General features: G+C 47.9%; 12 protein-coding genes. 2 read left to right on the top strand and 10 right to left on the bottom strand.

Features of this window, described 5'->3' with window-relative positions:
- Window positions 1-261 precede the first annotated feature (261 nt).
- From pulA (AMS66_RS01705) to AMS66_RS01660, 10 genes are all read right to left on the bottom strand, one after another.
- A complete protein-coding gene (gene pulA / locus AMS66_RS01705) occupies window positions 262-3,141 on the bottom strand; it encodes a type I pullulanase (protein ID WP_053779169.1) in 2,880 nt (959 codons plus the stop codon).
- 316 nt (window positions 3,142-3,457) lie between these two features.
- Complete coding sequence (pulA, locus tag AMS66_RS01700) at window positions 3,458-5,509, bottom strand: type I pullulanase (protein ID WP_053779168.1); 2,052 nt, start codon at window positions 5,507-5,509, stop codon at window positions 3,458-3,460.
- 163 nt (window positions 5,510-5,672) lie between these two features.
- Window positions 5,673-9,413: a DUF5704 domain-containing protein gene (locus AMS66_RS01695; RefSeq protein WP_236703077.1), complete on the bottom strand. Its 3,741-nt coding sequence runs from the start codon at window positions 9,411-9,413 to the stop codon at window positions 5,673-5,675.
- 19 nt (window positions 9,414-9,432) lie between these two features.
- On the bottom strand, window positions 9,433-10,605 hold the full coding sequence (locus AMS66_RS01690) for an S-layer homology domain-containing protein (RefSeq protein ID WP_053779167.1): 1,173 nt from the start codon (window positions 10,603-10,605) through the stop codon (window positions 9,433-9,435).
- A 334-nt stretch (window positions 10,606-10,939) separates the two neighbouring features.
- Complete coding sequence (locus tag AMS66_RS01685; protein WP_082350516.1) at window positions 10,940-12,451, bottom strand: extracellular solute-binding protein; 1,512 nt, start codon at window positions 12,449-12,451, stop codon at window positions 10,940-10,942.
- A 215-nt stretch (window positions 12,452-12,666) separates the two neighbouring features.
- On the bottom strand, window positions 12,667-13,779 hold the full coding sequence (locus tag AMS66_RS01680; RefSeq protein ID WP_053779166.1) for a glycoside hydrolase family 88/105 protein: 1,113 nt from the start codon (window positions 13,777-13,779) through the stop codon (window positions 12,667-12,669).
- A 22-nt stretch (window positions 13,780-13,801) separates the two neighbouring features.
- On the bottom strand, window positions 13,802-15,301 hold the full coding sequence (locus AMS66_RS01675) for an extracellular solute-binding protein (protein ID WP_053779165.1): 1,500 nt from the start codon (window positions 15,299-15,301) through the stop codon (window positions 13,802-13,804).
- Between the two features lie 64 nt (window positions 15,302-15,365).
- On the bottom strand, window positions 15,366-16,238 hold the full coding sequence (locus tag AMS66_RS01670; protein WP_024633116.1) for a carbohydrate ABC transporter permease: 873 nt from the start codon (window positions 16,236-16,238) through the stop codon (window positions 15,366-15,368).
- 45 nt (window positions 16,239-16,283) lie between these two features.
- Entirely contained in the window at window positions 16,284-17,237 is a 954-nt protein-coding gene (locus AMS66_RS01665; RefSeq protein WP_053779164.1) for an ABC transporter permease, read from the bottom strand.
- 283 nt (window positions 17,238-17,520) lie between these two features.
- Window positions 17,521-19,857 (bottom strand): helix-turn-helix domain-containing protein, encoded by a 2,337-nt coding sequence (locus AMS66_RS01660; protein ID WP_160319652.1) that lies wholly within the window; start codon window positions 19,855-19,857, stop codon window positions 17,521-17,523.
- 576 nt (window positions 19,858-20,433) lie between these two features.
- On the opposite strand from AMS66_RS01660, the gene AMS66_RS01655 reads away from it, so the two are divergent.
- Entirely contained in the window at window positions 20,434-22,443 is a 2,010-nt protein-coding gene (locus AMS66_RS01655; RefSeq protein ID WP_053779162.1) for an endonuclease MutS2, read from the top strand.
- Window positions 22,444-22,537: 94 nt separating this feature from the next.
- Window positions 22,538-22,786 (top strand): cysteine-rich CWC family protein, encoded by a 249-nt coding sequence (locus AMS66_RS01650; protein WP_330219274.1) that lies wholly within the window; start codon window positions 22,538-22,540, stop codon window positions 22,784-22,786.
- Window positions 22,787-22,805 lie beyond the last annotated feature (19 nt).

Genomic DNA, 22,805 nt, shown 5'->3' with positions numbered 1-22,805 from the left:
AAGGGATCCTTACTTCATATTTGTTAGGAAGCCATAAGCTTCTCTCTTAGACCAGAATGGCCTTTTCGTGCTTGGCCGAATCTGGGGCCATATCTATATTTACCCCAATGAAAGACCATCTCAAACACTGACTTGCACAGTTTTTTTATTTTTCGGGAGAAAATGTATCTTTCTGATGAACAAAAAAGCAGCCGGAATACTTCCGACTGCCTGTTAAGCCTATACTTTTCAACTATTTGTATGAAATTATAACCTAGACAGCTATGCGCTGTTACGGTCCTCCTCTTCATCACTTTCACGGATAACCTGCATTTGGTCCGACCCACTGTGAACCAGAATCTGCACATCTCCGTCTTCAGGACCGATATCAACGTAACGATCTCCGCAGGTATCTTTGGCTTCCCACTGATTCAGCCGAATGATTAAGCCCAGATGATGCAGTCCTGGAGCCACCCGAAAACGGGCTTCTGCTGCATTGCCCACTCGCTCAAGCGGGATAGCTCCATCCTCCATGCCTGTGCCCCATACCCAGACATCCCATCCCTCATAACGCTGATCCTCCCGTTCATATCGGAGAGTGACAATTCGCGAAATTGATTTGTGGATTTTAATATTCAGCGATGCCTGAATCCCACCAGCTTCCGCCATAATCTGGGTGGACCCTGGTGTTAAAGCACGCACGATTCCTGCTGTACTAACCGCCGCATGCTCCAGATGAGACGAGCTCCACCGTATCTTCATACCTTGCAAAGGCTGGCCGAATTGATCCAGAACCAAGGCGCGGAATCGACTGACACGTGTCGTATACATCACCGATTCCCCTATAATTTCAATTCGTTCCGGATGGAGGTCATCGACCTGCAACGTACACTCTGTGGTAATCGTGCCACATTGGACGCTGATCGTCGCTTCTCCGGCTTCCCCCGTATGAATCGTCCCATCGGATTGAATTGCAATAATGTGTGGATTCGAAGAACTCCAGGTCACAGATGCGTTCTCCACCACATTACCAAAACGGTCTCTGACCGATGCTCGCAAGCCGGCAATCTCTCCGGCACTGTACACAAGACGCGGCGAGTGAATCTCAATCACAGCCGGTTCAGCACCGCCAGCATACTCCGCGTCATACAGTACCATCAATGACCACCGTTCTACCATTGCGGTCCCGCTCACCGTATCAATGAGGTCTGTACCTGCCTGATGATCATTCACCACGATATGCCAGTCACCCTCCGGCAGACTCACTCGCTGCTGCTGACCCGTTCCGTTATAGATCACCACGATCTGATTCCAGCTATCCTGATTGGCTCCGTCCTCCAGTGTAAATGCAACCACATTTCCTTCCGCACGCATCATGCGAAGATGTTGCCGTACCTGCTCGGCGTTCATCATGCGAAAAGCCGGATGTGTGCGACGCAGATGAATAAGGCCGCGATAATAGTCAAAAACAGGTCTGAAGCGAGATTTGTTAGCCCAAGTGATCGTATTCACGGCGTCCCCGCTGCGATAGCTGTTGTGATCTCCTGCTTTGGATCTCAGTATCTCATCCCCTGCATGGAGGAATGGAATACCCTGTGAGGTAAGCAAAATTCCTGTTGAGAGCAAGGACCGGCGGACCATCTCATGGTCAAGTACATCATCTGCATTAACATAACGATAAGGATCTGCCGCTTTAACCGCCGATTCCGCACTGCCCCCTTCCACAGGCTGACCATCCCTCCATACCGGAAAACCGAGATCATGTCTGAGGTACATCGTGGTTGCGATTTTGTCCCACAGGTTAAGATTATCATGAGCTGTCACGTAATTTACGGATTCCACAGGTGAAGATGTAAAATCATCCAGCGCTCCAGCCACACCCATGGCAATCTCATGCTCCTTGCCATCTGCTCCTGTAACAAAGCCTTTGCCGAGGCCATCACTATCTCCTTTGATGGCACTGCGGAAATGATCGTTAAATACGGCAAAGCCCTGACCGCGTTGTGTTCCTTTTAACGTTTTCCGCTCCAGTGGCGAATCTCCGCCTGTCCAAGGCTCACCATAGATTAGAAAAGCCGGATCAATCTGTTCTCTCAGCTCGCGGGTCAATTCGTTCATTGTGTCCGTATCAATTAAACCCATTAGGTCGAAACGAAATCCATCCACGTGATACTCCTCTGCCCAATACAGTAAAGAGTCCAGAATAAATTTTCGCACCATGGGCCGTTCTGTAGCCAGTTCATTGCCTACACCCGAGCCATTGCTCAATGTGCCGTCCTCACGATAACGATAATAGTAACCCGGTACAACCCGTTCAAAAGGTCCGCCATCGACGCTATACGTATGGTTATAGACTACGTCAAGCACGACGCGAATGCCTTGTCGGTGCAAGGAATGAACAAGTGCCTTGAACTCCCGGATCCGAACCGCAGGATCACGCGGATCGGTGGCATAGGAACCTTCCGGCACGTTGTAGTGCTGCGGATCATAACCCCAGTTATATGGCAATTTGGCATTCGAACCGGCATCCGTTGTCGCTGCCAATTCATCAACCGTCTGATAATCCGCTACAGGCAGAAGATGCACATGCGTGATGCCGAGTTCGACAAGATGGTCTACCCCGATGGAGTTGCCACCTCTATCCGTCAACCCAGAAGCAGTAAATGCCAAATATTTGCCCTTATAAGGAATATCGGCATGGGGGTCGGAAGAGAAGTCACGCACATGTAATTCATATAGGACTGCATCTGCCGGACGTAGAAATACGGGCTTCACATCCTCTTCCCAATCCACTGGATTGGTTGTATCCAGGTCAATTATGGCTGTTCGCTGCCCATTCGCGGATACAGCACGAGCATAAGGATCCGGTGCCACGGCAATATGCTGATCCTCATGCGTAAAGGAATACATATAATAATGTCCGGCCCAATCCCCTTCAAGCTGTACACTCCATATTCCGTCCGGGTCACGGGTCATCGACCGTTTCTGTCCATCCTCATGTTCGGTTACTTTCCCACTTGCATCGTAACATCCCTCATCATCAAAAATGAGTATGGAAACCTGCTGTGCGGTTGGTGCCCACAGCTTGAATGTGCTTGCCGCACGAGTATATGTTAAGCCAAGATCGTTGCCTTCATAACGAAAAGCTGTCCATTCCGGCATCGTTCCCACCGCCTTTATATCCATTGATTTCGTGTTGTCCCGATGTTACGGAGCGGGACGTCATTTGTCAACCCGGGGTTGTCTGTACTCAACATATCGGTTGAACAGAGGCTTTCAATTAGCATGTTAAATGTGAAGCAAATCCTCATAGCAATCGCTTTCAAGATACAGCATATGTAAACAAGCGCCATAGATTGACAGCATTTGTACCTGTCCTGATGAAAAAAAAGATGGAGAAAAGCAAAAAACACCCTCGCCCCACAATGGAGAAAGGGTGCAACATTAATGTTTCTAAACAACTAACTCTTATGAAAATTCATTCACCTGAATACATAACCATCATGGATATAGCGGGAACGCGGACCTGACCGTCCTTGACTGTGCGAAGCGCCTCGGTGCCGGCTTGCCCCTCCTCTACAACCACATTCCATGCACCTGAAGGAACGGAGGTTGTACATGTTTCTTTGGAAGCATTATAGATAATGATTATCCGTCCCCATGAATCTCCGACAGCCGTTCCTGCCAGTTCGTAGGCCAACATTCCTTTTCCTTTTTCAAACAATCGAACATGCTTCTCAATCTCTTCCCGGGTGCGAAGACGAAAGGCAGGATGCTCGCGCCGAAGACGAATCAGCCCCCGATAATAATCATAAACAGGCTTAAACGCCTGCTTTTGCTCCCACCGAATGGCATTGACTGAATCCCCACTCTCATGACTATTGGCATCGCCGTATTTACTTCGCAGAAATTCATCTCCTGCCGCAATCAAAGGAACCCCTTGGGAAGTCAAAACGATGCCACTAGCAAGCAGACAACGCCGGACCGTTTCGTTCTCCAGTATGCGATCCGGGTCAACGTGCAAATATGGATTCGCCTGCTGTACAGCCGCTTCCACGTTGGAACTGCCCTTCACACGACCCTCCTCGCTATATGTGATAAATCCCAGTGTATCGTGCAATCCTTGTGTCCGTGCGACTTTGTCCCACAGATTGAGATTATCATGTACGGTTACATAATTAATCGTTTCAGATGGGCCAGCCGTAAAATCAGTAATACCTCCCCGGACGCCTGTCCACATGTCTTCTTCTTTCCCCTCCGCTCCTGTAGCAAATCCCGTTCCCGTTCCATCGCTATCGCCTTTGATCGTTCCACGGAAGTTATCGTTAAATACGGCAAATCCGGCTCCACGCTGTGCCCCCTTAAGTGTCATTTGATCACCAAGTGGTGATTCCAGCGCTCCCCAGGGTTCACCATACAAAAGGATGGACGGAGAAACCTCGGCATGCAGTTCTGCTGCAAGCTCTTTCATCGTTGCCATGTCAATCAGACCCATCAGGTCAAAACGAAATCCGTCCACATGGTATTCCTCTGCCCAGTACCTTACGGAATCGATGATGAACTTGCGCACCATGGGGCGCTCCGTAGCCACTTCATTGCCTGTACCTGATCCATTGCTGTACGTGCCATCCGGATTCTGACGGTAGTAATACCCTGGAACAAGCTTCTCAAATGAACTGGCTGCCGTATCAAACGTATGATTGTACACCACATCCATAATGACCCCGATACCCTTCTCATGAAGGGCGAGCACCATCGATTTGAACTCCCGAATTCTGGTCTCCGGCTCATCTGCACGTGAAGCATAGGAACCTTCTGGAACATTGTAGTGGAGCGGATCATATCCCCAGTTATAACGTGAGCAATCGGAAGTCCCGTCATCTGCCTTCGATTCGTCCACAGTCGCAAAATCAAATACCGGTAGCAGATGTACATGAGTAATTCCCAGCTCAGCCAAATGATCGATCCCCAGTGTATTCCCATTTGAATCGCGCAGACCCATTTCGGTAAAAGCCAGATACTTTCCTTTGTGTCTCATGCCGGATGACTCATGGATCGAGAAATCGCGCACATGCAGCTCATATAAGACCGCATCTACCGGGCTCACCAGTTCTGGACGAATATCCTCATTCCAGCCATTCGGGTGGGTCTGTTCCAGCCTGACGATGACTCCCATTTCTCCATTCATGGTCACAGCCCGTGCATATGGATCAACCGCAATCTCCTGGCGTCCGTCCTCAAAGGTAACGCGGTACATATAACGATATCCGTTCCACTCGCCTTTGAGCTTCAGGGACCAGATGCCCTGATCCTGTATGTGCATAGGTATGTCTTTCTGTACATTCTGATTCTTCTGTTCATTGGGAGTGCCCTCTGTTGAAGGCGGGTATAACAGTATATCCACTTGCGTTGCAGCAGGCGTCCACACTTTGAAACTACAGGCTTGTGGTTCCATCGTGACACCCAGATCTCTTTCTTGGTATGTATCCATTAAATTCAATCCTTCTAACTTGTGATGGTCATCAATCATGCTGTGTTTTCCCCTCTCGATGAGTAATAAAATGGATGTGAACAAATGCTCCTTACCTTTTATACCCCTTATGTCACCTAACCATAATCTCGGGTTGAAAAAGAAGCCATGTTTTACGTGTATCACGTAAAACACAGCTTTTTGAGGGATTAGCCCTTTTTCTCTAATGCGGCACCTGGGACTGAAAATCGTTCCGGCTGGACTGATCCGCATGGTAAAACACAACATCACCATCCTTCAGCGGCCAGTTTCTGCCTTGGGTGTTTGCCGGACTACGGTTGAGTCCCTCCATCTGCCATTGATTCATCAATGGGGCATGAATATATTGCAGGTGCGGGGCATCCGTATTGCCACCCCGCAAACTCTCAATATTGAAGTTGACCACGATATACCCATCCTTCAGGAAGATCGTCGACTTCTCATCAAGAGGATGTTGTCTGGCGAGTGCTTCGAGATCCGTTCCCTTCAGTACGGCGTACACATCGGCCGGCAGACTATACTCCCCATACCAGCGCTGGATGGCTGCATTAGCCCGGTCTACATTGACGCCAGGGGGGATGTCCGTCTTTGGTCCAATCAGTGTGCGGATAGGCGAGGACAGGATCAGCAAGTCATAACGGCCCACCCATGTTTTCTGGTGAGAAGTCTGATCCACGAAACGGACCATGTATTCCGCAAGGGTGCTCTGGCTCTGCTCCTGCGGTGTCAGCTCGTAGGTATACCGATACCTAGCTGTATCCCCCAGCTCCGTACTGAGTACATTCCGCAGCCGCGCGTTCAGAACAACAAATCGTTTCTCCAAATCCTGCGCCGATCCGATGCGAATGAGACGTTCCTGGCCTCGGTGATAGTACAGATCCACTTCCTGGCGGGAAGAACCATCCCGACTCACAAAATGGAAACTCGGTGTAATTCGTACACCATCCTGCTTGCCAAACATATTACCCTTTGTTTTGAGGTCAAACTTGATATGGTATCCTGTTTTGACTGCCACATTTTTGAACCCCTGCACCGGATGACTGCCTGGACGAATCGGAAGAATGAATGGAGCTAAATTCCCTCTGGGGTCTCCATCTATACCGTTAAGGCCCGTCCAGTAGCCGACTCCCGTAGGTTCTGGACGGCCCATCTGCTTACGAAATACGTTCTCCCAGTTATAGTCGGAAATATCAGTCACACGAAAATCATACAACCGTCCAATGACTTCCACGGGTACCGTATCTGCCGCTACATGATGCGCCAGATTCGTATTGGCATCCTGCTGTTCAGTGAAGTTCGCAGGTGCATTTTCAGCGATATTGCGGAACTCGACTTCATAGTCCCCCTCGTCCACCCAAACCGGAAGATAAAAGAGGGTATCCAACTGATTCACTGGAATATCCACCCACGTCTTGGCGGGGATGAACTGGCTGCGGCCTTCGTTATAGACATCAAACGGGAACCGCACCTGCTTGATGCGAAAATACTTGGCGTAGTCCCGGTTGCCGTAGCCGGGGTAACTCACAGCATCCAGATGCTGCCCTGAGGTCGGGATTCTTACGATAAACGGACGCTCCAGAATGAGCGCTGCCCGGTTTGCATTCGGCACCGTCTTCTGGTTATGCGGCTGGTCATCCGATACCCAGGGGTAGTTCACGACAGGCGTATGTACCGTGACCCTATTTATGCCGTTGATTGGAAAAACTTTGTTAACTCCCCCGTTTACATTGCCCGGCAACAAATCATAATAAATTTCGCCGGAACTCGTGGTATTTGCCTTATTTATGAGTGTATTGCTGATCATGTTATTAGGCTTATACAGTACATCACGGTTAATAGTAGTCGGATTAGGAATATTAGACGGAGTTGGTCCATCCTTCGTCGTTTCCGAAGAACTCATGATCGTTGACCCATTAAAATTGACCATATCGTTACTCACTTTACTTTGGGGCGTATTGCTTTCAGCCATCCCTTTAAGCGTGGATGTATGATCCGGAAGAGATGGCGGAGAGTTCAATCCCCCTGTTAGAAGTGGTGGAGAAAAAGCGATTGACGATGTATTAACTGGTCTAACGTGACTATTAACATCCGTATCATTACTCGAATCAAGTGATGGTGGCGTATACCCTGATGGTGTCATGGTGACCTTCCCACCAGGCAAGGCATAGTTACTCATTTCAGCTTGATTTATCTTATAGACTTCCAAATTATTAATTTTCCAGTATGAGTAATCTCTGAATATTTGGAATGTATATGTTTTGGACTGAGTATCCGTTTTTGTCACCGGAGGTCCTGGAGTACAACCAGTTTCAGTACATACTTGAGGACCGGGTACTGTCCATTTACGTGCATACGTAACTTCAACGGTACAGTTATATGTGGTCTTTCCAGACATCTTCCCCCAATCCTGTTTGAACAGATATTCATCAGCTAAAGCATTGGTATAAAGAGATTCAGTTGTTGGAATCCCCTTAAGAACATCGAATTTTTCGAAATCCCTATCGTCAGCCCGAATAACTCCATTGGCACCTGGGTCCATGTCACTTTGCCTCATAACTGTTCCTGGAGAAGGACTTCCAATCGTCCAACTGCATTGTCCCGATCCATTACCTTCAGGAATTTCAGGTTGATTGCCTCCCCCGCCACTGTCGGTGCATGAAGCCCCCGAGCCAACTGTCATCTCAAAGGTATCCTTTTCATCAAGCGCTTGGGTAGCGTCAACAAAGTGTGCAGTAATCGTTGCTGTGCCAGTTGGAGCGACCGCTGCTACTAATCCAGAACTATTGACCGTCATTGTAGATGTGTTAGAACTTGACCAAGTGAGCTTGGCATGGCTCTGTAGGGGCCAAACACTTCCATCTACCTTTGTCAAAGTTGCTGTTAACTGAGTTGTTCCGTTTGGCGCTACACATGTATTACCGCTGATCTCAAGTCCGGATGTCCCGTCCGCATACGTAACTTTCAATTTCTTATCCTTGTATACATAAGTATAAGAATCAAAATCGGCTATGAATTTGGAGAAATACCACACTTGTTTCGCTCCTGGATTCGCCCAGTATTTCCTATACGTATCATTGTTAAATGTTTGTTTGAAACTGATCGTAATCAAGTTCAAGTTTGGTACGTCGATTACTTGGCCTGCGACTGTACTTGGATCAGTGTATCCCTGAGACCCATGCACATCATCGATTCGAGTAGTTGAGTCAATTTCAGTTCTTGATGCTTTTACATCAGTCTTAGAAACCCCTCCATCTTTAATCCATAAACCATGAAGAGAATCTCCATTAGCGACAATATAGTATCCTTCTGTTCGTGGAATATTGGCCGCCAAGTTGGGGTCTGTACACCCAGGATAACGTGGCAGATTCCCATTGAAACTCTGCCCCGTGTTAGGGTTTTTGTTTTCGGTTGGCACACCACCTGGACAGTTTGGGCCAGGTTCACTGGTATAAACACTTACCTGTCCGCCCCCGGCGCGCCAATACTTACCATTAAAGTTTCCTGAATCACCAGCTGTCCATCTGTCCCAATAGTAAATTCCACCGTAATTAGAATTATTTTCAGAACGCACAGTATACCTCGTGCCGTTTAAAGTATCTTTCAAATTATCAGATGCTTTAAATTCCGCTTTACCTGTAGGGATGGAAAGTGAACGAAGTATCTTACCGTCCTTGTCTGTCCACTCCATCTTTTTAATGATTTTGCCAGGCTTTGAGGGCACCACGATTGGAACGGTTGGTAAGGTAGGCTTGTCCGAGAAATAAAGCCCTCCATAAAGATAATCGTCAGCGTCCCCTTTCATCTCATACGCTATGATCTCTGTAATTTCTCCTGCAGCTGATACAGTGTTCAGAATAATGCTTTCTGGTAGAAACTGCGAAAGGAGAACCATTAACAACACAAGGGGAAGAATTCTGTTCTTCAAAGAACCACTTCCTAACTTCTTAAAGCTCAGATACTGCTAATCTTTTTTGGTAGACAGGAGCTCCAGCAGTAATTGTTTCTACACGAACTTGCAACGAACCATCATAATAAAGAGCTTTCTTAGGGATCACTAAGCCGTATACTTCTTTTTTGGGATCGATAGAGAGAATAGGCATTGCTTGATTAATTTTATCTTTACTTGGTGCTCCGTCATATCCTCGAACAGAAAGGGCAAGTCGGTTCGTTCTATATCCTTGTGGATTCTTATTAACTGTCAGTTCGGAGTCAAGTAACAAGATATAACACTCATCATTGTCAGAGAATTTCTTTTCTTGTCCCCCGTAGAGCCAGAAGAACTTATCTTTGGATGGGAGCAGTTTTCGATTAGGGTCTTTCGGGTCATTCCAATCAATTGCAATCAGACTGTTTACGTGCCCCTGAACAGAACCGTTAGGGGCTGAAACGGTAAGGTTGGACTGTTTCCATGATTTAATACCAAATCTGTGATTGGAGTTTTTCGGACCATTAAAGATTTCTTCTGCAACAGTGAAAATATTGGTCTTGTGCCAGTACAGCTCCGCAGCCGCGACAGCATACTTATCGAATGCCAATGTTTTACCATCCTTTATCGACAAAACCCGTTCAATAACAGCAATTGCTTGAGCGCGAGTTGTAGTTCCCTCTGGCGAGATTTCACCTGGTGCCGTGCCTGTGATAATACCGTTCTTGGTGGCCAAGTACATCCATTGTTTGTCTTCTACGTCGGTAACTCCAAGTGCTCGGACAGCTACTTTCGACATTTCCTCACGAGACATCGGCTTTTTCCAAGCCGAATTTGAAAAGTCGCCTGCTTTGTAGATCCCTGCTGTTTGGGCAGCGTTGACGTACGAGGTATACCAACTCCCGGATGTAGAGCCGACCTCCAGATCTAGAGCAGATACAGTCATTTTCACGAATTCTGCTCTGGTCACTATATTGTTGGGGAGGAATTTCCCATCTGGTAAACCATCGACATATCCTCGCTGAATAGCCTGAAGGATACTGGATTCTGCCCAATGGCCAGTAATATCTTTGAATTTTTGTACAACCTTGATATCGTCGGTAATTGCAGCCTTTACGGGTTGTGGACCGATAGATGCTTGTGCGGAAAGTAGAGTTAGTGCAGCCACTCCTGTTAATATTACTTTTTTCATTTTCTTTCCTCCTATGTACCTTAATATGGGGTAAACTTCTGCTTTATTGCTGCTTGTTCAGCACTCTCGTATTTCTCTTCAAACAAAAACCTAAATTTGTCATAATAATCAATATTCTACCATGTCAATCTAGGCGATTGGTATTGTTTTTTCAAGGCATACCCCCTCCCAAAGAACTAATTCACCTCTTAATACACAAAAAAAGGCCACGAATCCGCAGATTCATAGCCTTATTCTTTAAGGTGTAATTACTGTTTAATTTTGTAAAAATATCACTCTTTCATAGAATAAACGATTCCATTCCATTTGACCACTCTTTTTTTAACTAGTATTACTACTTCCCGTTTAGCTGGGCATAAGACGCTTCAAATTCGGAAATGAGTTGGTCGCCACCGGATTTTCTCCAGTTCGCCACTTCCTGCTCCCAGCCGGCATCATCGATTTTGCCCATAATGTACTTGGTCTGTGCATCCCAGATCATCTGATCCAGCTCCTGGCCGCGCTCCGTATAGATGGCAGAGGACAGGGTCAGCGCCGGATTCGGAATGGCGTACTGCTCATTCTCACGCGCCATCTTCGTGCCCTTCATACCGATCGGTACATCGATAAGCTCAGCCACGTTATAACCTTCAACGCTTAGCAGATTGTCACGATACGGCTTCACTTCGCGCTGATACCCGTCGAAGTCCTTGAACTCGGTTTTGCCATCCGAAGTCTTCGTATAGTGTACATCTTCAAGACCTCGCAGCTGGAGCGTACTGAGCGGTTCGTCCATCAGTTGATCCAGGAACGTCAGCACCTGTTTTAACTGTTCTTCGTCCGATACGGAAGCTTTGGGAATGACAAGCATACCGTAGTTCCCCGGTTCCCCGGCAATTCGAATGCCATCCGGTCCCTGAAACGGAGCCACATCAATCTCGCCATCCGGCACGTTTGGTGTCAGCCGTTGCTGGAATGACTTTCCGTTCTGAGCAACACCGTTCAGCTTCATGGCTACCAGACCGGAGTCAATTTTTTTGTCCGCATCGGAAGGGTCCAGCGCAGGAAAGTCACTGTTGATCAATCCTTCACTGAACAGACGCTTGAACAGCTTCATCGTGTCCACATATTCAGTGGTCAGGAATTCAGGTGTAAGTTTGCCCGCGTCGTTCACACCCCACTTGTTCACCCCGCCGATACTTACGGCGATCCGTGTGAGCGGAGAGGATACACCTTCGTTGTACTTTTTGAACAGCACCGTTCCATACGTATCTTCCTTGCCATTACCATCAGGATCATCCTTGCGAATGGAACGCATCACTTCGTACCAGTCATCCAGCGTTTTCGGTACATCCAGCTTCAGCTTGTCAAACCAGTCCTTGCGGTACACCATGGCTGTACGCCCGATATCACGAAAGTTGGGCACCCCGTATATCTTGCCTTCGATCTTGATATTGTCAAAATAAGCCTCGGATTGAGCTGACAGGTTTTTATAATCCTTCAGGTAAGGTCCAATTTCCCAGAACAGCCCCGTTTTGGCTGCGTTAAATGTTGTGGGTACATAATTCACCCGCATAATGGTCGGCATCTCGCCCGAAGCTACCATGACGTTCACTTTATCATCAAAAGCAGACTGCGGAATCCACTGCACACTGACACCCGTATTCGTATATTCCTCAATCTTTTGTTCAATTCCGTTCTCCTTGGCAGGCACATCGCCTACCTGCATCAAAGAAATCGAAATGGGAAGCTTGCCCTCCCCTGCAGCAGGCGCTTTTTCTCCCCCACAGCCTGCCAGCAGCCCGGCGGACATTGCACCAACTACAACCAATCCGCCTAAACGGGACATCCGACCTTTTGGACTCATGAACCATCTCTCCTTTGGATAAGGTTATGTACACAAACCACTCCAATGACAGAACACTCTTCCGATCGCTGTTATCCCCAGATTTTTTGATCCCCTTTTGAAAAGGGAAAATCCGGGGATAAAGGCGAGGTGTATGCTTCCGATAGCTTTCTTTCAGAAAGCTCTTAGCTCCACTTCTTTAGGTTATTTCTGTCCTCTCCGTTCTCATGTACATGTTAGTTGAACTTGTAAAGTTCCATCTCCACTCCTGCCAAAATAAACGGTGCAACCGATTTCGGATCATTAATCCGAATGGATTCAGTCACGTAATACTCGTATGACCCGTCACGATACGGGGTACCCCCCAGACCCGCCCCTCCATTACACTGCGTCAGGGACAATACGCCTTCGCGATCTGTTTGCAGCAGATGCTGCAGCAGACCCTGGTACCCCTTTTCTGCGATCGCTTTGAATTTGCCACTCAGGTAACCCTTGCGTACCCCCTTAGCCAGTGCGTATACAAACATCGAGGTTCCCGAAGCCTCCAGATAATTGCGCTCACGTCCCGGCTGATCCAGCAAATGAGGCCATAGCCCAGACTGTTGGTCCTGTACATGTACAAGCGCATTCGCTACACGTTCGAAGATCCCCACAATCTGACCGCGCTGCTCATGATCTACAGGCAGATGATCCAGTGTATCCACTACCGCCATCACATACCAGCCCATCGCCCGGCTCCATACATGTGGAGAACATCCGGTTTCTCCCGAGCTCCAGCGCTGTTCCTTGCTCTCATCCCAGGCATGGTACAGCAAACCGCTGCGTGGATCACGTGTACGTTTCTCCACCAGCAGCAGTTGTAATGCCGCCTTGTCAAACCACTTCTCCTCGCCTGTAACGGCACCATACTGTGTTAGGAACGGAGTGGCCATATACAATCCATCCAGCCACATCTGGAACGGATAAATCTTCTTATGCCAGAATCCGCCCTCACCCGTACAGGGCTGCCCCTTAAGCTGGACCATGAGCAAATTTGCGGCTTTACGGTACTTCTCTTCGCCCGTTTTGTCCAGCAACAGGAACAGTGATTTCCCTTGATTAATCTGGTCCAGGTTATATTCCTCGACTGCATAGGAGCGAATCGAGCCATCTTCTTGAATGAAGTTATCCATCAGTTCACGGATATAATCGAAATATTTTTGTTCTCCGGTATGGGTGTACAACTCTTCCAGCGCTTTCAGCAGACAACCATTCTCATAATGCCAGGTCGGATACAGCTCATGATTGCGATAACTTTCCATGAACTGTTCAGCCATCCGTACCGGTGTAAATTGCATTGTTTCTTTCATGAAACCCTCCGCTTCCGGCTTTTTATTCAGCCTGTTTTTTGTAGTCTTCGGCATATTCCTCACGAATTTTGGTACCGCCCGCATTGCCCCAATTCTCGATTTCCTGTTTCCAGCCATTTTCATCGATTTTGCCCATAATATATTTGGTCTGTGCATCTGCAATCATCTGATCCAGATCTGCCCCACGGTCGCCATAAGTAGACGAATACAAAGTTAAAGCAGGGTTTGGCACGGCATGTTCCGCCAGCTCTTTGGCAAGTTCCGTACCCTTCTCACCCAGTTCGGTATCTTTCAATTTCGGCACATTATATCCTTCGACGTAAGGCAGGTTGTCACGATAAGGCTTCACTTCACGCTGGAACGCATCGAAATCGCTCATCTCCACCTGGTCTTCGCCAGCCTTCTTGTAATGCTTGTCTTCAATACCACGCATCAGCAGCGTCGCCATCTCGGGGTCCATCATTTTATCCAGGAAAGATAACAGGTTTTTCAACTCTTCCTCCGATTTCACCGTCGCTTTCGGGAAGGTCAGAATACCGGAGTTACCCGTCTGCCCCGCCACACGGTCGCCACTCACACCAAGCAAACCGGCAATGTCTACCACGCCATCCGGGTCGTTCTTGGACAGACGCTCTTGCTGGCTCTTCCCGTTCTGAGCGACACCGATACGCATGCCAACAACGCCTGTATCATATTTCTTCTCCGCTTCTGTGGAGTCAAATACGGCAAAGTCCTGATTCAGCAGTTTCTCGCTGTACAAACGTTTCAGCAAATCCAGCACCTGCATATATTCCGGTGTCATGAATTCCGGCGTAAAACTGCCGTCATCCTCTACTTTCCACTTGTTTGGTGCACCAAAGCTTACGCCAAGGCGCGTAGTGAAAGAGTATTGATCCTCGTTATATTTTTTGAAAAGCATCAATCCAAACGTATTATCCTGACCGTCTCCATCCGGATCGGAGGTCGCCAGCGTCTTGATCGTTTCATACCATTCATCCGGTGTCGTTGGCACCTTGAGATTCAGCTTATCGAACCAGTCTTTACGGTAAATCACCGTTGCACGGGCAATATCGGAGAATACGGGTACCCCGTAGATTTTGCCTTCCACCTTGATATTGTCAAAGAAACGCTCGTTCTGTGCAGACAGATTTTTATAATCCTTCAGCAAAGGTCCAACTTCCCAGAATACATCGTTACGCATCGCACTGGTCACCGTTGGGTTGTACTGTACTTTCACAATTTTGGGCATATCGCTGGATGCAATCATCACATTAATTTTGTCATTGTAAGCCGAAGCCGGAATCCACTGAATGTCCAGCTTGGTATTTGTATACGCCTCAATCTTTTGCTGGACCTCATTACCTTTGCTCGGTACGTCACCCACCTGTGCGATTGCAATGGAAACGTTCTGTACGCCGCCCTCGGCAGCCTGACCTTCATCCGATCCGCATCCTGCCAGCAGACCTGTCACCAGTGCTAGTGTGCTCAAGACAGCTACGGCTTTCTTTTTTGTTGCTTTCATCAAACGAAAACCTCCCCTTTTTATACAGTCATGAACAAGTTCTGATATTCAAACGTGTGCAACTTCAACCTTTTACCGATCCCAGCATCACTCCCTTGGCAAAGTGCTTTTGCAGGAACGGATAGACCAGCATGATTGGAATCGTGGAGAATACGATAACGGCCATTCGAATGGTAAGCGGCTGAATCTCAGTCTCTTCGATACTGGTATCCCCGATCCGGCTCTGAGCCAGGATGACAATCTCTCGCAGCCACACTTGTACGGGCCACTTTTCACTATCGTTGATATAAATGACAGCGTTGAAGAAGCTGTTCCAGTGAGCCACCGCGTAAAAGAGTGAGAATGTAGCCATTGCCGGCATCGATAAAGGCAAAACAATACGGAATAATACGCCTACATCGTTACATCCATCGATTTTGGCGGCATCCTCCAGTTCGTCCGGAATGGCTTGGAAGAAGTTTTTAAGTACGATCAGGTTGAACGCGCTAATCGCGGTAGGCAGCATCAGAGACCATAATGTATCGGTCAGGTGCAATGATTTGACGACAAAGTAGGTAGGAATCATCCCACCGCTGAACAGCATCGTGAACAGTACACCCAGCAAAATCGGCTGACGGCCACGCAAGTATCTTCTGGAGAGCGGATACGCCATAAGCGACGTAAACAGCAGGTTAAGCAGTGTACCAATGACAGTGATATAGATCGATACACCCAGACTGCGAATTAATGTGTCTGTAGAGAAGATGTAACGGTAAGCGGCCAAGGAGAATTCTTTTGGAAAGAGAATGAATCCTCCTTTGGCCACTTCATGCGGGCTAGTAAACGAGACGGCCAAAATATAAATGAACGGGATAACGGTCACGATTCCGATCAATAGCAGAAAGCCATGATTGAGGATATCAAAGATCCGGTTGCCCCACGTTTTATCCTGTTGCATCCTAATGTTCACTCCTGTCTGGTGAAGAACGTCTGCTGCCAAGCGTTAGTAGACGCCTTCCTCCCCGAATTTTTTGGCCATCGTATTGGCACCCAATACAAGCGCCAGTCCGACCACCGACTTGAACAAACCGACAGCAGCACTATAACTGTACTGTGCCTGTGTGAGACCTTTGGTGTAGACGTAGGTATCAAATACCTCACCCACATCCCGGTTCGTCGGCGTCAGCATCAGGAAGATCTGTTCAAAGCCTGTATCCAGGAAGTTGCCCAGACGCAGAATGAGCAAAATAATGATCGTGCTGCGGATGGCAGGCAACGTAATATGCCACGTCTGTCGCCAGCGATTGGCACCATCCATCCGAGCAGCTTCATAGAGCTGTGTATCTACACCGGAGAGTGCCGCCAGGAAAATAATCGTGCCCCAGCCTACCTCTTTCCAGATGGATTGTCCAACAATCATCGTTCGAAACCAGCCGGGCTCCAGCAGGAAAGCCACTTTTTGTCCCGTCAGGTTATAAAGTAATTCGTTAATGGCGCCACCCTCGGTTGTGAACAGCATGTAGAACACACCCACCACCACAACCCAGGAAACAAAGTGCGGAACATATACGAGCGTCTGTACAAATCGTTTGAACCGTTCCCGGCGAACTTCATTCATCATAAGTGCCAATACAATGGGCAGCGGGAAGAAGAACACCATGTTATAAATCGCTAGCAAAAACGTATTCCGGAACAGAGTCCAGAACTGCGGTTCCCCGAAGAAACGCTGGAAGTGCTTGAACCCCACCCAGTCACTGCCCATAATGCCCTTGTAAGGCGTGTAATCCTGAAAAGCCATCGTAATTCCGTACATGGGTATGTATTTGAAAATAACAAAGTAGAGCACGCCCGGTATCAACATAATATAGAGCCACCGGTTTTTGATGATGTCCCTCCACAGCAGGTTTTTGTCACTGCGGGTAGCGGGTCGTGTCCGAGCCGCCGTTTCGGCTTTCATAGTGTCTTCCTCCCCACATTGGAAACGATTACAAAATATCACTTCCTGAATTCATGTCTTCATTGTGGAGGATAAACGGGTAACTGGCTATCGTCTCGTTTTAGCTTCTTGTTTCCCCTTATGTATCAAGGGTTTAAGGCATTTTTAACGCTGGACCGCTCCCCTCAATGAACCCCATTTAACCTCCGATATTCCCGTCTTAACTCTGCTCCAAACAAAGAACAAGGGGTGGCCTTGAAACAAAGAAAAACCTGCCTGCCATGGCAGGCAGAGCAGGTTGCTTTTATCGCTGCTGCTCCCGGTATTTTCCGGGGGTAGTTCCTGTAATTTTACGGAATGTTCGGATAAAAGCGGTAGGGTTCGTGTAATTGAGCTTCTCGGCAATCTCCGATATTTTCAGGTTGGTCGTCTGCAGCCAGGTTTTGGCTTTTTCCATCCGGTATTCGGCAAGGTATTCCGTAAAGTTCACACCAGCCTCCTTTTTGAACACACGGCTCAGATAGACCGGATGAAAATTCAGCTCTTCTGCACATGCTTCCAGCGACAATTCACGATCATACCGCTCCTCGATCAGCCGAATCATGCGGCGGGCAATATTCAGATATTGAGACTCTTCCTGTTCGCGCCAGAATCGAATGACAGGTTGGAATAAACATTTGCGGAACCAGTTCGTCATTTCATCCAATGTGGACAACTTCAGCAATCGAGCCATGGATGCCTTTTCGCCCAACACTTCCGCGACATTCCCGCCCTGCTCCTGCACAAGCTGATACACACGGGACAACAGTTGAACCATAATAACGGGGTACTCGCTGAAGTGCAGCTTCTTGTCTGAGAGCAATCCGAGATACCGCTTAAAGTACGCATCAGTTTTCTCCTCGTCTCCTTGCTTGAGCGCAGAGGCCAACTGGTCTTCGATCATCCTTAGCTGTGTATATAGCGCTGCCTCCGTCTGGCCGCGCGGCTGAATATCTTCATAATGCAAAATAATACGGCTGCCCAGACTTACCCTGCCTTGAAGAGCCTCTCGACTCTCCTGATAAGCCCTTGGTGAATCACCAATTGCAGAATAGGAGCGGCTGATACCAATACTTACGGGCAGATTCAGATAGGTTACGACCCGCTCACGGATCAATTCGGCTTGGGAATGCATCCATTCTTTTAGCTGTACTTCATCATCCAGCATGGATGCCAGCACCGTAACCTGGGCGTCATCAATCATGACAGGGGCAAATCGAATATCCGACGGCAGCAGTTCACCGACCATATTGTTTAACGCGAACAACAGCAGGTCTCGGTCCTGCTCTTCATACCTTGTCCCTTCAAGGGTATCGATCTGAAGCGTGAGCACCCCTAGCCGTGACCAGGATGTCGGAAAATCATAGAGCTGGCCCTGATATCTGAAGTCCTCTTCCGATATTTTGCCTGTAAGCAGTTTGGTCATAAAGAATTCCTGCAAATGAACATGCTGACCCTTCATTTGCTCGCGCATCGTTTTTTCCGAGCTGAATAAGGTCGATAATCGCTCTTCGATGTATATAAATTCATCCTGACGGCGTCCCGACGGAGCCAATGGAGAATCCAGTCCTTTCGTAAACTGCAGAAGTCTGGAAATGGGAGAATACATCTTGCGACTGCCGTAGATAGCTACTAGTCCCGTCAAACATAACATGACGAGTGTAGCCACTCCCGTAACCAACGCAATTTTCTGCGACTGGGCGGTTATCTGGCTCAGCGATACAACGGACACATACAACCAGCCATTGAGTGGGGACTGCCTGTAGCTAACCGCCACCTGGCTTCCTTCCACCTCTGCGCTGAAGAAACCCTCCGATTGTCCCGTCGTTTGTACCTTTTCATGAATTTCCTGATTCAGCGTGTCGTATTTCCCGTCTTGTTCTGTATCGTTGAGAAAATATTTCTGCTCCCGATCAAGGACGTACATATCCCCTGAATTCGGATTTCGGCTTAGAAATGTACTTAGCTCTGTATCAGCGATGTCTATAACCAGAAATCCCTTTGGTTTCACATTCGTTGGTATCATCGGAATCTTGAATACCATGCTGACCACATTGTCGGATGAAATAAGGGTAGGCACGGTTTCTTGTGCCGCTTCACCGACTCCAGCCGATACCGGGATACTTTCTTTGGATGAACTCACATTTTGCGTCACCCAGAACAGGCTGTTGGTATATTTCAAATAGGAGCCAATCCGATCCCGAATACTGAAATCATCCAATTTTCCAAAGGATCGCATCGATACAACCCAGTCTTCATCCAGATTCACGAGATAGGCCTGATCAATATTTGTAACCGATTGCAAATTATTAAATCCGGAAGTCAGATCACGAATTTCCTGAAATTCGCTGCTGTCCAGCGGTTTTTTCATCGCTTGTAACACCAATGGAGAATTCACATATTGGATGGACGACAATTGCAGACTGCGCAATACTTGCTCTACCCTCATTTGGGTCTGATGCAGAATCTGCAAATTACTCTCACGCACCTTCTGCTCAATGTCACGCGAAGCAATCGAATAGGAGACTGAACCAATGACAATGACCGGAAGGGCTCCAAGAATCATGGTAAAACAGAGCAAACGCAACAGGTATTTAGGCAAAAAGAACATCCTCCTTTGTGTGCATTTTGCGTTATTTGAACGAGAACGCTTTCGGAATCACTTCCCGATCTTATGCAAAACGTATGTATAATATCGCTTTCATTGGATTAATTTACTATTGTTATTTTAAAACCCATTGTTATTCAAGTCCACTATTTATTCTTAAAGGTTGACTTCAAGGCAATTTCCAGTTTATATTGGTTGCATATTCCTCAATCAAAGGAGAGATTTTGATGTCGGTGAGCATTCTTAACTAACCAAGTTTCATATTCAGGAGTTTGGCCTTCGATTCGCTTGTGCCTTAAGGCATACGTGTATTTCTTGATGCGCCATTACCCTGTACTTAGTTAAGAACAGCGGATATCATAAATCGCCTCCGGGATTGTACGTGTCCGGGTCTATTTCCGCGCTGTGTTCAGCGTGGATTTTTTTGTATAGACCTATATTGGGCCCTACTTTCCCCTACGTTAAGGGCGGAGAATGACGTTTGTTCATTCTCCGCCCTTTTTGCGTTTTCCGGGAATATGTTTCATCGCTTAAACCGAAATTCATTTTATAACCAAGGAGAGATCAAGCATGAATGAAAACACACTAACCAGTCTGGGTTACCCCCAAATCCAAAAAAACGTTGCAGCCTGTGCCCTATCCTATTTGGGCAAACGTTATGCAAGAGACATGAAGCCCATGGTGGACGCTCCTCTGATTCAAATGCGTCTGGAAGAAACGGCTGAAGCTGCTGCTTTGATTCGTTACGGCGCCAGTGTTCCCATCCCTTCACTGGACGGCATGGAGACCATTATGGATCTGCTCGGCACCGGTTATTTGTTCACTGAGCGAGATTTCAGCCATCTCGCCCAATTTCTACGTAGCTGCGCACAGCTTATGAAATACATGGAGGGCAAATCCGAAGTTGCTCCTACAGTCAGCCGATACGCCTCATCCATGATATGGATGGAGTCCCTGCTGAGCGAGATCGAACGATGTATCCATAATGGACGCATTCAGGATCAGGCAAGCAAGGAGCTGATACGTATTCGTAAAAAAATGACGGTGAATGAGGAACGCATGAAGCGCAAGCTGGATTCTCTCGTAAGCAAACACCGCTCCATCATGCAGGAGAATGTCATTAGCCAGCGTGGTGGAAGAACGGTGCTGCCCATCAAGAAAGAATTCCGCAAGCACGTTAAAGGCAGTGTGCTGGATGAGTCAGGCAGCGGCCAAACCGTATACATTGAGCCAGCGGAATTAGTAGGTCTGCAAATGGAGCTGGCTTCGCTGCAAGCGGAGGAATCTCGGGAGGAAATGAAGGTTCTGGGTGACTTAACCTCCATGACAGAGTCTTATCATCGCGAAATTGCGCTAAATACGGAAACGGTAGGGATTTTGGATTTTCTGTTCGCCAAGGCCAAATATGCGGCGACCATGGACGGACGGACTGTACGCGTCAATGCCAATGGACGGGTTCGGCTTCAAGGGGCACGCCATCCATTAATGGGTGCAACCATGGTCCCACTTGATTTTGCAATTGGTCACACGTACTCCTCACTGATTATTACAGGACCGAATACAGGCGGCAAAACGGTTGCCCTCAAGACACTAGGTCTGCTCACCCTGATGATGCAATCCGGTCTGCTTGTCCCTGTCGCTGAAGAAGGCGAGATGGCCGTGTATCATGAGGTTGCCGTCGATATCGGCGATGGACAGAGCCTGGAGCAAGCACTCAGTACCTTTTCTGCCCATATTCGCAACATGATTGGCATACTGGCTCAAGCCGATTCATCGACGCTTGTGCTTATTGATGAGATGGCCTCAGGTACTGATCCTGGTGAGGGAGTGGGACTCTCGATCGCTATGCTGGAGGAGCTACACAGCCGCGGAGCTACCGTTGTCGCCACTACCCATTTTGGTGAAATCAAACATTTTGCGGCAGCCACGCCTGGATTTGAGAATGCACGAATGGAATTTGATACGGTCTCGCTCCAGCCTCTCTATCGATTGCGGATTGGAGAAGCCGGGGAAAGTTACGCCTATTCCATTGCACTGAAGCTGGGTATGCCGCAGCGAATTATTGAGCGCTCCAAGCTCATTTCGGATCAAGGTGTCTCGCAACGTGTCTCTCCAAACTTTACTTCAGCTGTGCCCAACGTGAATTCTTCACCATCACCAAATAGCAGCACGGCTGAACAAAAGCATTCAAATAAAACAAGGAACACGTTGGAACCAGTCAGCCCGTCCGTACAAACTGGCCCTAGAAACCAGTCCAATTGGCCTGGAGCATCGAAACCCACTTCCCCTGCCAAAGCATTCCGAAAAGGAGATCGCGTCTATGCAGCCTATCTGAACCAGTCAGGAATTGTCTGTGATGTGGAGGACAGTCGTGGGAATATCGGGGTCATACTGCGCGGACGCAAAGTCAAAATTCACAAGAAACGCCTGACTTTGCATATATCTGCACAGGAACTTTATCCTGGCGACGACTATGACCTCGACATTGTGTTGGAGACCAAGGAAAATCGGAAGAAGCGCAAACTGATGGGTCGCAAGCATGTGGAAGGAATGACAATTGAATTGCCTCCTGAAGAATAACCACAGGATTGATATAATGGGTTGAGTTGGTATACTTTAATAAACCTATCGATCGTTCGTGGTTAAGAAATTCAACGGGGGAAGGAAGACTCGTATGTCTGTTGAGCAGGATACAAAAAAGATGACTGCAGAAGTTCTTGTATGTCCTTTATGTGGTGAAGCCAATGGCTGTTCCTATGCAGCAGGCCGCCCTCATTCAGAATGCTGGTGTAACCAGGCAGTGTTCCCAAAAGGAGTATTTGACCCCATTCCGGCAGAACAGCGCAGGAAGTCTTGTATATGCGAGGCATGTCTGGATACGTATAAAAAGAAGGCAGAGCAAAATAAAGAGCCCCACAGTTGACCCTGTGAGGCTCTTCTTC

Source organism: Paenibacillus xylanivorans (assembly GCF_001280595.1).
Lineage (GTDB): Bacteria > Bacillota > Bacilli > Paenibacillales > Paenibacillaceae > Paenibacillus > Paenibacillus xylanivorans.
Note: the sequence above shows the minus strand (reverse complement) of the source record. Positions and strands in the feature narration are given on the sequence as shown.